Origin of the sequence: Acinetobacter calcoaceticus (genome assembly GCF_900520355.1) — a bacterium.
In the GTDB taxonomy this organism is placed as follows: domain Bacteria; phylum Pseudomonadota; class Gammaproteobacteria; order Pseudomonadales; family Moraxellaceae; genus Acinetobacter; species Acinetobacter calcoaceticus_C.
Genome location: NZ_LS999521.1, coordinates 239,858 through 253,694, shown reverse-complemented (window position 1 = coordinate 253,694; position 13,837 = coordinate 239,858). Strand labels below are relative to the sequence as shown.

Below are 13,837 nucleotides of genomic sequence, written 5' to 3'. Positions count from 1 at the left end.
TCTAACCTATAATCAGTCTAATATTTTAGACCTTTCTCACTATTTAAACATGACCTTTATTGTTGCTATTCAATTAAACGATAGCATTATTGTTGCTTCAGATAATAAGAAAGTTACCCAGCAAGAAGATGGAATAATTCAATTTTCTCATGAAAAGATCTCAAAGATACATCTATGGGGGAATGGAATTATTACAGGTACAGGTGAATATCAGGTTATCAGTCGAGCGGTTAATCTTTTTAAAAATCTTCCAATTCCCTCATTAGAAGAGTTACCAAATTGCTTACTTATTTCTAAACTTATTAGAGAGGCAGAAATGGGAACTGGCTTCTATCAAGTAGAGAATACTAAGTTATTATGTTCAAGCTATACTGAGCATAGAGCACAACTCTATAAAATCGAAAAATTTTCTCCCGAACAAGATTATTTATCTACTCCATTAGAAACCAACGAAATTCTTATTTGGCTTTTTCAACCCAATATTGATGTGATCGCAAGTAATCTACAATCGCTCTATGCCAGGCTTAGAAGTTGTTCTTTTTTTTCAGATAAAACTGACTGGATAAACTACTACATTCAACAACTTTCTGAGATTTTTAGAAAACAAAGTCAACATGACAAATTAATGAGCAAGAGCTTTGATATTTTTTTCCAGACTAAAGATGAATATATATTTGGTCATATACCGAATACACAAACTACACCTTTAGATTTTCATCATTAAAACCGATTAATTCATCATTCTCATCATAAGATTAGGGTCGGATATATCAAGAACCTGTTTTACTACTCCGTTTGGGCTTTGGAGAATTGCTTGTTGATGGGTATAAATTTTTCCATTTTTATCTATTGCGTTCAACTTTTCAGGGGGAATGAATAACCATGCTTCTTGCTTAGCTAAAGGACGAACCAGTAAATTGAATTCAGTACCTTTAGGATACTTAATATTGCCTAATTTTAAATCTTCTCCCAATCTTGCATTTTCAATACCTACTAAATTCTTATCGTGGTCAAAATAGATATCAGCCCAACTCATCGAAATATTTTTATATTTTATAGAAGCACTTTTAATTTCCCAGTAATCCTTTGAAACAAAGCCATCTGGATATTTCTGGTCTTTTGAACGCTCGACACTAGCTTCTGGCTGAATTTCCAGATGATTCAACCGAACTAAATGCGCAAGCGAACAGTATTCCAGTCCATTAATTTTGGCATCTTTATCTAGGTAAACTTTTATATAAACAGAAACCTTACATGGCCATCCTTCAACCAGATCTGTGCCATCGCCTTCTAAGGTTATAGATCTATCATTGAATAGTTCAAGATCAAATCCTCTCGCAATTTTAATAGAATTGACGTGAAAATTTCCGAATTGAATAGGTTGAGGGAACGTCACATTTCTAAACGAATCAAGCTGATCAGGTTGATATAGCTCAAGTTGAGTACCTTTAGGCATCTGAATACCTAAAATTTTTTCTTCTTTTACAAGTACCTTATTTAAAGCCTCATGATCTTTTTTAATTTTATTATCAATAATGATTGAGAGAATACCTAAACCGATATTCAACAATACACATAAAAAGCTCATTAAAAAAATGAGTCGAATTAATATATTTCCATTCCTAATCACAGAGCGTAATTTAGTACTAAAAATCATGCCCACTGCAAATAGAAAAAAAACGAAACTCCCTAAGGAAGCAATTAAGAAAATCCAGAGATAGTTAAAAGAAAAAGGAATCATATTTTTTGACTATATTTATTAACCTTCTTTCTTCTTCTCTATCATTTTTTCAAAATGTCTAAGGTTTGGGTTGAGCGTATCCCAAGCATAGGCTTGGCTCACAAAAACTTCCGCCCTAGGCTGATAGAGACTCGGGTCATCTAAAGTGCCTGCACGTATTGAAATCATTTCAGGGGCAATTTCAGGTAAGCCAAAAAGCTGAGAACCACAAGTCGGGCAAAATGCTCTTTTAATAGAACGACCAGAAGAACCTAAAGTCTCAAAATATTTAAGCTCGCCACTCACCTTCAATTCAGATTGATGAAAAAAAGCAATTGGCGCATATGCCGAACCTGTTGCCTTCTGGCAATCTCGACAATGGCAATTAAAGCTATAACGTGGCTCTGCTGCACTTTGATAACTTACAGCTCCACACAAACACGATCCCTGATATTTGGCTGACATAGTTCACTCTATTTTTTTATTGCTGTTATCTGAATATAACGTACATATCCGTTCTGGTAGAGTTGTCGACATAACTTTGCAGTCATTTGAATTTTAAAGTTTGCCAACCCTCGGCTTTGATTTCTCTCTTGTTGATTTTGAATATATTGTGAAAAACCGAGTAATACTTGCTCGGATAAATCTTCAATTTGAATATTGGCAAAACCTTGTTGTTCCAAGGCATTTCTTAGCGTTTTCTCGTTTGGCACATTATCCCAAACCACGTCTGCCGCTTTAAGCAGGTAACGATATTTTTGTTCTTGCAACACCGTCATGTTTTGACATGAATCGGCACGCATTAGGTAATGAAAACCTAATCGTCCTTTTGAATTTAAAACTGAAACAACTGAATCAAGAAATGAATTTAAATGACTGTGATAAGCCGCGTCGATACATAGCACGACATCGAAGAATTGTTTGAATTCAAATTGTTTTAAATTTAAAAAAGAACCACTGTAAATCTGGTTTATCTCTGGAATAAGTTTTTGAATTTTATTAACACATTCGGCTTGCAAATCGACCGCACTTACGCTTTTTGGCTGATAGTACTTTAACCAATGCAATAAACTTGCACCCTGCCCACAGCCTAAATCTAATAGATGATCTTTTGAATTTAAATTGACAGCTTGTGCCAAATGGTCGGCCAATTGGCAACAAGCTTCACGGTAGTTTTGGGTATTTTTCCACAAACCCAAATTTGTCCAAGCAAGCTCTCCATCATCCCCTAAATTTGATGCATCAATTGCATATTTATGGGGAATCAATCGAGAAAGAGCTGCTCGAACTTTTGTTTTCACAATTTTAGTAACCGAGCTCAGGAGCAACTTCAACCTGAGGTTTTAAACCTACAAATGGTAAAGGTGCACCTAAAATTTCAGCAATGTGCATCGCAGAGGTTACTGCTGACTCTAAAATTGGCAAACCATCACATGACCATGAACCACAGTAAAATACTTTACGGTTTAAGTCTAAATGACGTTGTTGCAATTCTTTATTTAAAGCAATTGTTTGCGAGTCTACAACTGCACGCGTTAAGGTCACTTTTGAAATAACTTTTTTAGGGTCAATATCAGTGACTGGACGCCAAGTCTGAAATACAGGATTTTTACCTACAAGTGTTGGCTCAACCGCATTCATCCACACTGTGAATTGTTGACGCGTAAACTTACGATCCATCATATAGCTCAGCACCGACCAGTCTTTACGGCGTGGTGGCATTACTGTGGCATCTGTATGAATCACAAGATCGCCTTGCTCAAAACGGAATTGCTTCAAGAGTTTCATATCTTCAGCAAATTGTTCAGGGTTTAAAAACTCATCGATTTTAGATGTTGGTGTTGCCACAATCACGCGATCAAATAAATTCTGTTCACCTTGGCTGTTTTCAACCAGTACTTTTTCGCCTTGTAATTCAACTTTCTTAATCGCTGATCCGCTATGGATGTCGATATCTTTAATTAGATTATCTACAAATGCAGGTGTACCACCTTTCATACGCAACAACATGTCGCCATCAGTTAAGTGACGTAAAAACTCAAGTAAATTTTTTGCAGGCCAGTCACCAATTGTTTTTGGGTTACACGTACAAATGGTATATAAAACCGGCATTACTACACCATGCCAGAATACTTCTTCTATATCGTTCTGATTAATAAATTCAGCAAGGGTAATATCTTGATTTTTAGATTTAAAGAACTGATGAATCGCAGTTTTTAATTGCAACATCCCTTTAACCAAGCGCCAGCCATATTGCTGGATTCCTTTACGGTTATTAATAATCGGGAAATTACCAATACGGCTACGAGATGTGGTTAACCATGTTTCAGTACGGTCTTCAAATAACCAGCTACATGACATATAAGTACGAACCGGAAAGGTTTTAATGCCTAAATGAGCAGCAAGGCTAAGCGTGTTCTTCCATAAATGCGGGTTCATAACACGCAATGGCGCATCAATAATTCCACCATCGAACTCAATGCTATGGCTGTCCATTCCCCTGCCAGGAAGTGCTTCAAATATCGTGATCGTATGCCCTGCATCTTTCAGAATTCTTGCTGCTGCAAGACCTGCCATTCCACTGCCAATAATTGCGATATTCAAAATGATGTCCCATTCTTTGAGAGTTTTTTTGATTATCACTCATACCCTAAAAAAACACCGTATTAAAAACTACCAGATTTTTATTTTTTGCATGAATTTATACACAAAATATTTAGTTTCTTATCCGATTCATTTTTTATATTTCCTTACAATAGCAGTGAAGTACATAAAACCTTAAATTCTTTGAAAATTTAAAAAAAATCTTTTAAATAAAATAAGATAATTTAACTATATTTATATCATTCGTTTTACAACTGTTATTTTTTGGGATATCATTAACCCATAATAATGAGAAGCAAATCACACAAAACAATGCCGACACAACAATGCCAACCATCATAAAAATAGAACCTTTACAGCGAAAAAGCCCGCTATTCACACTTGATAGCGGGCTTTTTATTACTTTGCTTTAATGCCTACTCGAGAGCAATTTATCCTTCTTGCATGAGTGAACCAAATTTTCCACGGTTAAAATCATTAATCGCTTCCATAATCTCGGCTTTGGTATTCATTACAAATGGACCATAACCTTCGATCGGCTCATTGAGTGGCTGACCTGTTAGCACTAAAAACTTGGTGTCTTCTTCTGCATTTAGGGTGAACTCAACGCCTTCACGAGATAGAATCGCAACAGTTTTACCTTCAAGACGGTTTGAGTCATTAACCACAACAGCCCCTTCTAACACCACAACCAGCGTTGTATGTCCTTCAGGTACATAAAGGGTATGTTTTTGGCCTTTAACTAGTTTGCCATCCCATACATTTAACGGACTAAACGTAGTTGCTGCACCTTGTATATCTGCATAGTCACCTGCAATAACACGCAAATGGCTACCATGCTCGTCTAATGCAATGTCTGGAATATCTTTAGCTTCAATGGCTTGGTATTTTCCAGGGGTCATTTTTGAATTGGCAGGTAAATTCACCCATAATTGCACCATTTCAAAAAGACCGCCATGCTCTGCAAACTCAGGAGAATGAAACTCTTCATGTAACACTCCTGCACCAGCAGTCATCCATTGCACATCACCAGTTTTAATGGTTCCACCGCCACCACTTGAGTCTTTATGCGTCACTTCACCTTGGTAGGCGATTGTCACCGTTTCAAAACCACGGTGGGGATGTGAACCTACACCTTGTTGCTCAGTCGTTGGTGAGAAGGTATAAGGCGCTGCATAATCCAGTAGCAAAAATGGGCTTAGGGTTTGGCCTAAACGGTCATAAGAGAACAGGTTATATACAGGGAAACCATCACCTACCCAATGCATCTGGTTATTTTGATATGCACCAAGAAATTTCTTCATCTGATCTCTCCTATATATGTAGGATTTTCTTGAACTGGGATTGATTTTACGCCTCAATAATTGCAGTTTATAGATCAGGATTAGCAACACATTATTTCATATATGAGACAATCTTAGAATTTGATACGCAGTTTAAAAGATCGTCCTATTTTTAAAATTCTTAATCCTATTTTTTAGACTTAATCACAACATAAAACTCAACTAGCATAATTTTAGGCAATGATGACCTACTCAATAATTTTTCATCATTCATTTTGATAACATGAGGAAATAAAAAATGGCTCAAGATTACGTGCGTTTAGACAAGGATAATGCTGCAGTTCTTTTAGTTGACCACCAAGCAGGTTTACTTTCTTTAGTTCGAGATATCGATCCGGATAAATTTAAAAATAATGTATTAGCACTTGCCGATGCTGCAAAATATTTTAATTTACCTACTATTTTAACGACCAGTTTTGAAAATGGTCCAAATGGTCCTTTAGTTCCAGAGTTAAAAGAACTTTTCCCAGATGCGCCTTTTATTCCACGCCCAGGCCAAATCAATGCATGGGACAATGAAGATTTTGTAAAAGCTGTCAAAGCAACAGGTAAAAAACAACTGATTATTGCGGGTGTGGTAACCGAAGTTTGTGTGGCATTCCCTGCTTTAGCTGCGTTAGCAGAAGGCTTTGAAGTGTTTGTGATTACCGATGCTTCTGGTACTTTCAATGAATTAACACGTGATGCTGCTTGGGACCGTATGTCAAAAGCAGGTGCTCAGCTCATGACTTGGTTCGGGATGGCATGTGAATTACATCGTGACTGGCGTAATGATGTAGAAGGTTTAGGTGCATTATTCTCAAATCATATTCCTGATTATCGTAACCTGATGACCAGCTATAGCTTTAATACATCGCAAAAATAATGACATGACCAAGATTAGAATGCTTAAGCATTCTAATCTTGCATTTAAATGGATTGATCTGAAATTGATAAGCTCTTTTGATGATTTTTATTATTTCTATTTGGTCGTAAAGCACGGCGGCTTTAGTGCGGCCAGTGAAGCCGAAAACATTAGTAAATCAAAACTCAGCAGACGCATTATCGACCTTGAAAATAAATTTAACGTTAGCCTGATTCAAAGAACCACCCGTCATTTTAAGGTGACCGATTTAGGCCAAGAGTTTTATGAGGAATGCTGCAAAGTTATTGCTCAAGTTGAGTGTGCAGAAAACGTTTTATTAAAGCAAAAAAGTGAACCTCAAGGGTTGGTAAAAGTGAGTTGCCCACCTTTGATGATGCATTTTCAAATTAGAAAAATTTTAAATCAGTTTTTAAAAACCTATCCTAAAGTTGAAATATCACTCGAACTTACAAGCCGTCGAGTAGATATTTTGCATGATGACATCGACCTTGCCATTCGGACCAATTTCGAACCCAATGAAGACTCAAATCTTATTGTTCGTGATGTGATTAAAACCGATCATTGTCTGGTAGCCGCGCCTGAATTGCTCCAAGGTCGAGTAATCCAAAATTATTCAGAATTACAGGACTTTCCAAGTATTAGCCTGGGTACTCAAAAGCAAAATCATGTCTGGCATTTATGTAACACACGCAATGGCGAATCGGTTGATGTGCCTTATCAACCACGAATAAAAAGTAATGACTTAGCAGGTGTTTACTATGCCGTTATGGACGGCCTAGGAATCGCGGACCTTCCCTTTTTAACCGTTGAATCTGAAATTCGTAAAGGCAAACTTATTCATATTCTGCCTGACTGGAAGTCAAATATTGGCATGCTACAACTGGTTTATGTGTCCAGAAAAGGCCAGCGTCTTGTGGTTGAAAAACTCATTGAAACGCTGATTGATGAATTGCGACGTTTGCCTGAAAGTAATCAAGGTTATTCATTTTCATAATGCATTGAATACTTCTTTTAATAAAGAACAGATGCATTCTTTTTAAGTTCTTTAAACTTTTCTACAAGAAAATCAATGAGCAACTTTACTGAAGGCAACAATCCACGCCTGCTTGTATACACCAAATGAATCATTTCAGGAGGAAATTGCCATTCAGGCAATACGTTCACGAGTGTTCCTTTAGCGAGATCTTCATAGACCACAAGTTCTGGTAATTTTGCTACCCCTAATCCTTGTAATGTGGCATTTTTTAAAGCGGTTAAATCCGTAGTGGTGAACCGAGGGTGACATTTTACTGTGACTTTTTGCTTATCTTGCGAATCGAGATGCCATGTATATTCAGGTGCAAAAGACTCCATCATCAAAATAGGCCAATCGGCTAATTGCTCAGGTCGTGAGATTGAAAAATATCGACTGGTTAAGTTAGGACTAGCAACAACAAACTGTCGTGCCAGAGCCAGCTCACGAACAATAGAATCACTATCAGGTAAAGGCAAAGGACGGATTCGAATGGCCAAATCAAATCTTTCATCAATCAGGTCGACTCTTCGGTTTGTCGCTTCTACATGTAGTTTAATTTTAGGATAAAGTGCCAGAAACTCGTTAAGCATTTCACTTACATTAATGTGCAGTAAGTTTGTGGGACAAGACAATTTAATTAGGCCACGTGGTTCCGATGTTAAATATTCAATCGCCTCTTCTGCTGCCTCTGCTTCAATCAGCATTGCCTTACAGTGCTGATAGTAAATCTTGCCTACCTCAGTAATCGAGACTTGGCGAGTTGTTCTATTGAGTAACTTCACGCCAAGCCGATTCTCTAGCTCTACCATACGTCGGCTTAATAAAGACTTGGTCACCATCAACTCGTGACTCGCAGCCGAAAAACCACCGCAATCAATAATCTTTACGAAAAAAAAGAGGTCATTTAAGTCTTTCATTTTGTAATCCTGACATATCACATATTAATTACAGTGCATTTCAGCAAGCTGAATATAAAACATACCATATTGTTTTCTGTATATGACAATGATTTCTATTTTAGATATTTTTCACCCTTTATCCTATTTGTAATATGAATTACACACTCATCAAAGAGAGCATATAACAATGACAACTCCAGCAAATTTCAATGGTCAACGCCCAGTCATCGATCCAGATGATTCAGTCATGCTTTTGATCGATCATCAAAGTGGTCTATTTCAAACTGTAGCAGACATGCCAATGACCGAATTACGTGCCCGTGCAGCAGCATTAGCTAAAATCGCAAGCTTGTCGAATATTCCGGTAATTACAACCGCTTCTGTTCCACAAGGTCCAAATGGTCCCCTTATTCCAGAAATTCACGCAAATGCACCTCATGCACAATATGTTGCCCGTAAAGGTGAAATCAATGCATGGGACAATCCTGAATTTGTAGCTGCAGTAAAAGCGACTGGCCGTAAGACTCTTATTATTGCAGGGACCATTACCAGCGTTTGTATGGCTTTCCCAGCTATTAGTGCAGTTGCAGAAGGATATAAAGTTTTTGCAGTGGTTGACGCTTCAGGAACTTATAGCAAAATGGCGGAAGAAATTACGTTAGCGCGTGTTGTGCAAGCTGGTGTAGTTCCTATGGATACGGCAGCAGTTGCTTCTGAAATTCAAAAAACATGGAATCGAGATGACGCGCTTGAATGGGCACAAGTTTATACTCAAATTTTCCCTGCCTATCAGCTACTGATTGAAAGCTATACCAAAGCTCAAGAAGTGATTAAAAATAGCGAAGTTTTAGACTCAGCACGCTAAGTCCGAATTCGAAATCTTATTTAAAAAAAACCGGTCATGAATGGGCATGACCGGTTTTTGTGAAACATCACATACAGCATAACTGCATGTTTTCGTTCAGAACAAAACGAACTCGCTTTGTTCCTTACTCAGATAAGTCTACGCAGAGGTATTTCATTTCGACATATTCTTCAATGCCGAATTTTGAACCTTCACGGCCTAGACCTGACTGTTTTACGCCACCAAACGGAGCGACTTCATTTGAAATCGCACCCGTGTTAATGCCGACCATACCGTACTCAAGTGCTTCACCCACTCGCCATTGACGAGCTGTGCTTTGTGTAAACAAATAAGCAGCTAAACCAAACTCGGTATCGTTCGCCATTGCTACTGCTTCATCTTCAGTTTTAAAGCGGAATAGCGGTGCAAGTGGACCAAATGTTTCTTCTTTCGACACTTTCATGTCTTGTGTTACACCAGTCAAAACTGTTGGTTCAAAGAATGTGCCACCAAGTGCCGAGCGTTGACCACCGATACGAATTGTTGCACCTTTCTCGGTTGCATCTGCAATATGAGACTGAACTTTTGCAATCGCATCTTCATCAATTAAAGGCCCTTGAGTTGAACCTTCTTGGCGTCCATCACCGACTTTAAGCTTAGACACCGCTTCAACCAGACGCTCTGCCAACGCATCGTAAATACCGTCTTGAACATAAATACGGTTCGCACAAACACAGGTTTGACCGCTATTGCGATATTTGCTTGCCATAATGCCCTGAACAGCTTGTTCAAGGTTGGCATCGTCAAACACCACGACTGGTGCATTACCACCCAGCTCAAGCGACAGTTTCTTAATGGTTGGCGCACATTGTTGCATCAAGATACGACCAACTTGTGTTGAACCCGTGAAGCTGAGCTTACGAACGATATCGCTTTCACATAAAGTTTTGCCCACTTCAGCCGCATCACCGCTAATGTTAATTAAAACATCGGCTGGTAAGCCTGCTTGTAACGCCAAAACTTCAAGCGCATAGGCAGTTAATGGTGTTTGCTCTGCTGGCTTAACCAACATTGAACACCCCGCAGCAATTGCCGGACCCGCTTTACGCGTAATCATGGCAGCTGGGAAGTTCCACGGTGTAATTGCAGCAGTCACACCAATCGCCTGTTTAATCACGAGCAAACGTTGGTTTGGCAGTGTCGGTGTTAAAACCTCACCATCAACACGGCGAGCTTGCTCAGCAAACCAACGAATGAATGATGCTGCATAACCAATTTCACCACGTGCTTCTGCCAATGGTTTACCTTGCTCAGCCGTTAAAATTTGAGCCAGATTTTCTTTGTGCTCAAGCATGAGGTTGTACCATGCCAATAACACATCAGCACGAACCAAGGCAGTTTGTTTTTTCCAAGCAGCTTGCGCTTTTGCTGAACGGTTAATTGCGGCTTCAACCCCTGCACGGTCATAGGTTTTCACCCATGCCAAAGTTTCACCCGTAGCAGCATCATTTACCTCGATATAGTCATTTGATGCAGGCGCTTCTAATGAAATATCAGGGTGTGTTAATAAATACTGCAAATTATTTTGAATCATGCAGATTGCTCCATTGCTTTTGCACTACCCGCCTTGAGTGCCGCAAAACCTTGTTTCAGGATATCAAGGCCTTGACGGAATTGCTCAGCAGGAATGGTTAATGGATATAAGAAACGAATTACATTACCGTATTTACCACAAGTCAGAAGTAACAACCCGTTTTCCATTGCATAGTTTTGTACAACTTTTGCTTGTTCGGCAGTTTCTAGTTCTACTGCAACCATTGATCCTAATGCACGAATATCAGTCACTACATTGCCTGTTGCTTGCTGAATGTCTTTAAGCGAAACAACCAACTCAGCGCCTAGCTCATTTGCACGGTCGCATAAGTTTTCTTCTTCAATCGCATCAATAACTGCGTGTGCAGCAGCAACCGCAATCGGGCTACCTGCATAAGTACCACCTAATCCACCTGGGTTTGGTGCATCCATCACTTCTGCACGGCCAACCACACCCGAAATTGGGAAACCACCACCTAAGCTTTTCGCCATGGTGATCAAGTCAGCTTTGGTCTCGTAATGGTTCATTGCAAACAATTTACCAGTACGTGCAAAACCAGACTGAACTTCGTCAGCTACAAGTAAAATACCGTGCTTATCGCAAATAGCGCGTAAACGTTTTAAGAACTCGGCAGGTACAACATGAAAGCCGCCTTCACCTTGTACTGGCTCAAGCACAATCGCTGCAACATCATGTGGTGCAATATCTTCACTGAAAATATCTTCAACACTTTCAATCGCTGCATCAACCGAAATACCTTTAGCAGGCACTGGATAACGCGCATGGAACACACCTGCTGGCATAACACCAAAGTCGCGTTTGTAAGGCGCTGTTTTTCCTGTCATCGCCATGGTCATAAATGAACGACCGTGGAAACCATTACCAAAAGTGATAATGCCGTGACGACCAGTGTAACAACGAGCAATCTTCACAGCATTTTCAACTGCTTCTGCACCTGTTGTGAAAAAAGCAGACTTGGCAGGTCCTGCAATTGGTGCACGTTCATTAATACGCTCAGCTAAAGCGACATAGCTCTCATAAGGTGTTACTTGATAGGCAGTATGCGTAAATTTAGTGAGTTGTTCAGTTACCGCTGCAATCACTTTAGGGTGGCGATGGCCTGTATTTAAAACCGCGATACCACCAGCAAAGTCGATAAATTGGTTGCCTTCCTTGTCCCAAAGCGTGGCATTTTCAGCTTTTTCAGCGTACCACTGACACATCACGCCTACACCACGTGGAGTTGCTTGCTGTTTACGTGCGTTAAGTGCAGAATGTTGATTATCCATTTGATTCCCTCATATTTTCATCATCAGTTGCAGCTTTGGTTTTTTACATCCTGTGCTTAATTTTCAGGGTGCTTTACAACAACTGCCTATGCATGTAATTTCGCTCGTCTGGCGGCAACTGACGAGAGCCATTTTTTAACTGTAGGAGAGAGCCAATTGCGTAGTTTACTTGGAGATCATTTGTTACAACGGCTCCAACAGGACATCGAAGGTAAACTCCATCAGCGACTTTTTCGTTGTCTACGCGCTGCCATTATTGATGGAGTGGTTCAATCCAAAACGCGTTTGCCTGCTTCACGGGATTTGGCCAGTGAAATTCATGTTTCAAGAAATACAGTTCTTACTGCCTACGAACAACTACAAGCGGAAGGTTACTTAGAAGCACGTACAGGACACGGCACATGGGTTGCAGAGAAGCTACCCGAAAGCTTTTTAAATACAAAAAATGAAAAGAAAACAGTTTCAAAACCACATGTTCAAAACTCTTATGCGCTATCACAGCGTGGTTCAAATTTATTAGGCTATGCCGCAGCATCTCCACATCAATGGGGTGCATTTGTGCCTGGCGCACCTGATGTCACTGAGTTCCCACATCATATTTTTAGCCGTATTCAAGCAAAATTAAGCCGTGAGCCAGACATTAACCGCCTTATCTATAGCAACGCGGGCGGATGTATCGAACTTCGAAGTGCATTGGCAGACTACTTACGGGTTGCCCGTTCAGTCCAGTGCGATGCCGACCAGATTATTATTACCGAAGGTATTCACCAAGCGATTGATTTAGTTTCACGTGCACTCAGCGATATTGGTGATCGCATCTGGATTGAAGATCCGGGGTATTGGGGAATGCGCAACATGCTACGTATTAATGGCGTTGATATTCAGCCCATGCCAGTCGATGCCGAAGGCATTATCCCTGAAGAAAATCCGGTTAAACCACCTAAACTCATTTTTGTCACACCCTCACACCAATATCCGCTTGGCTCACATTTAAGCCTAGATCGTCGACGCAAATTGATTGAGATTGCCCGTCAGCACAATAGCTGGATTGTAGAAGATGATTACGACAGTGAGTTCCGTTTCTCGGGCCAACCTTATCCGTCTTTACAGGGCCTAGAAAATGATGCACCTGTGCTGTACATGGGCACGTTTAGTAAAACCATTTATCCATCTCTAAGAATTGGTTATTTGGTGGTGCCTAAACCGCTCTTTTCTCCGCTACGGATTGTGGCAGCAGAGTTGTACCGTGGTGGACATTTACTCGAACAAAAAGCATTAGCTGAATTTATTCGCGAAGGTTACTACGAAGCACACATTCGTCGTATGCGTCTACTTTATGGCAAACGCCGTGATTACTTGGTCAGCTTGATTAAACGCTATCTGGGGGCAGAATTTATCCATGATTATGATGAAGCTGCGGGTTTGCATCTGGTTTTAAAACTACCAGCTCATTGCGATGATGTGGCGATTGCAGCCACTGCACTTGAGCGTGGTGTCAAAGTTCGCCCACTTTCGCAGTACTACATGCAATCTCATGCACACGCCCAGCGTGGCTTACTGATGGGCTTTGCCTGTGTTAATGAAAAAGACATGGTGATGGCATTTGGTGTCTTGCTCCAGTGCTTACGCGAAGCAGGCGTATCAACACTAAATTGATTCTTTAA

At 39.9% G+C, this 13,837-nt stretch carries 13 protein-coding genes; 5 read left to right on the top strand and 8 right to left on the bottom strand.

Annotated features, from left to right (window positions below):
- The first annotated feature begins 49 nt into the window (after positions 1 to 49).
- The gene (locus AC2117_RS01130; protein WP_133971361.1) at positions 50 to 724 is read left to right on the top strand and encodes a hypothetical protein; all 675 of its coding nucleotides are present in this window, start codon (positions 50 to 52) and stop codon (positions 722 to 724) included.
- Between the two features lie 6 nt (positions 725 to 730).
- Here the strand turns inward: AC2117_RS01130 and AC2117_RS01125 are convergent, their stop codons facing one another.
- From AC2117_RS01125 to AC2117_RS01105, 5 genes are all read right to left on the bottom strand, one after another.
- Positions 731 to 1,741 (bottom strand): hypothetical protein, encoded by a 1,011-nt coding sequence (locus AC2117_RS01125; RefSeq protein WP_133971359.1) that lies wholly within the window; start codon positions 1,739 to 1,741, stop codon positions 731 to 733.
- Positions 1,742 to 1,759: 18 nt separating this feature from the next.
- Entirely contained in the window at positions 1,760 to 2,185 is a 426-nt protein-coding gene (locus tag AC2117_RS01120; protein ID WP_133971357.1) for a GFA family protein, read from the bottom strand.
- A gap of 8 nt (positions 2,186 to 2,193) precedes the next feature.
- Positions 2,194 to 3,021 (bottom strand): SAM-dependent methyltransferase, encoded by an 828-nt coding sequence (locus tag AC2117_RS01115; RefSeq protein WP_133971355.1) that lies wholly within the window; start codon positions 3,019 to 3,021, stop codon positions 2,194 to 2,196.
- 4 nt (positions 3,022 to 3,025) lie between these two features.
- Positions 3,026 to 4,324, bottom strand: a complete 1,299-nt coding sequence (locus tag AC2117_RS01110; protein ID WP_197730965.1) for an FAD-dependent oxidoreductase — start codon at positions 4,322 to 4,324, stop codon at positions 3,026 to 3,028.
- A gap of 431 nt (positions 4,325 to 4,755) precedes the next feature.
- Positions 4,756 to 5,628 (bottom strand): pirin family protein, encoded by an 873-nt coding sequence (locus AC2117_RS01105; protein ID WP_133971352.1) that lies wholly within the window; start codon positions 5,626 to 5,628, stop codon positions 4,756 to 4,758.
- 277 nt (positions 5,629 to 5,905) lie between these two features.
- Between AC2117_RS01105 and ycaC the strand changes: the two genes are divergently transcribed.
- Both ycaC and AC2117_RS01095 read left to right on the top strand, forming a co-directional pair.
- A complete protein-coding gene (gene ycaC / locus AC2117_RS01100; protein WP_003653981.1) occupies positions 5,906 to 6,532 on the top strand; it encodes an isochorismate family cysteine hydrolase YcaC in 627 nt (208 codons plus the stop codon).
- Positions 6,533 to 6,551: 19 nt separating this feature from the next.
- On the top strand, positions 6,552 to 7,526 hold the full coding sequence (locus tag AC2117_RS01095) for a LysR substrate-binding domain-containing protein (protein ID WP_133976117.1): 975 nt from the start codon (positions 6,552 to 6,554) through the stop codon (positions 7,524 to 7,526).
- A 17-nt stretch (positions 7,527 to 7,543) separates the two neighbouring features.
- Here the strand turns inward: AC2117_RS01095 and AC2117_RS01090 are convergent, their stop codons facing one another.
- Positions 7,544 to 8,464: a LysR substrate-binding domain-containing protein gene (locus AC2117_RS01090; RefSeq protein ID WP_133971350.1), complete on the bottom strand. Its 921-nt coding sequence runs from the start codon at positions 8,462 to 8,464 to the stop codon at positions 7,544 to 7,546.
- Positions 8,465 to 8,633: 169 nt separating this feature from the next.
- On the opposite strand from AC2117_RS01090, the gene AC2117_RS01085 reads away from it, so the two are divergent.
- Positions 8,634 to 9,311: an isochorismatase family protein gene (locus AC2117_RS01085; protein WP_003653987.1), complete on the top strand. Its 678-nt coding sequence runs from the start codon at positions 8,634 to 8,636 to the stop codon at positions 9,309 to 9,311.
- 124 nt (positions 9,312 to 9,435) lie between these two features.
- Here AC2117_RS01085 and AC2117_RS01080 read toward each other — a convergent pair whose 3' ends face one another.
- Both AC2117_RS01080 and gabT read right to left on the bottom strand, forming a co-directional pair.
- Complete coding sequence (locus AC2117_RS01080) at positions 9,436 to 10,884, bottom strand: NAD-dependent succinate-semialdehyde dehydrogenase (RefSeq protein WP_133971348.1); 1,449 nt, start codon at positions 10,882 to 10,884, stop codon at positions 9,436 to 9,438.
- The gene (gene gabT / locus AC2117_RS01075) at positions 10,881 to 12,173 is read right to left on the bottom strand and encodes a 4-aminobutyrate--2-oxoglutarate transaminase (protein WP_133971346.1); all 1,293 of its coding nucleotides are present in this window, start codon (positions 12,171 to 12,173) and stop codon (positions 10,881 to 10,883) included. The genes AC2117_RS01080 and gabT overlap by 4 nt, the downstream gene beginning before the upstream one ends.
- Before the next feature lie 156 nt (positions 12,174 to 12,329).
- Between gabT and AC2117_RS01070 the strand changes: the two genes are divergently transcribed.
- Complete coding sequence (locus AC2117_RS01070; protein WP_133971344.1) at positions 12,330 to 13,829, top strand: PLP-dependent aminotransferase family protein; 1,500 nt, start codon at positions 12,330 to 12,332, stop codon at positions 13,827 to 13,829.
- Positions 13,830 to 13,837 lie beyond the last annotated feature (8 nt).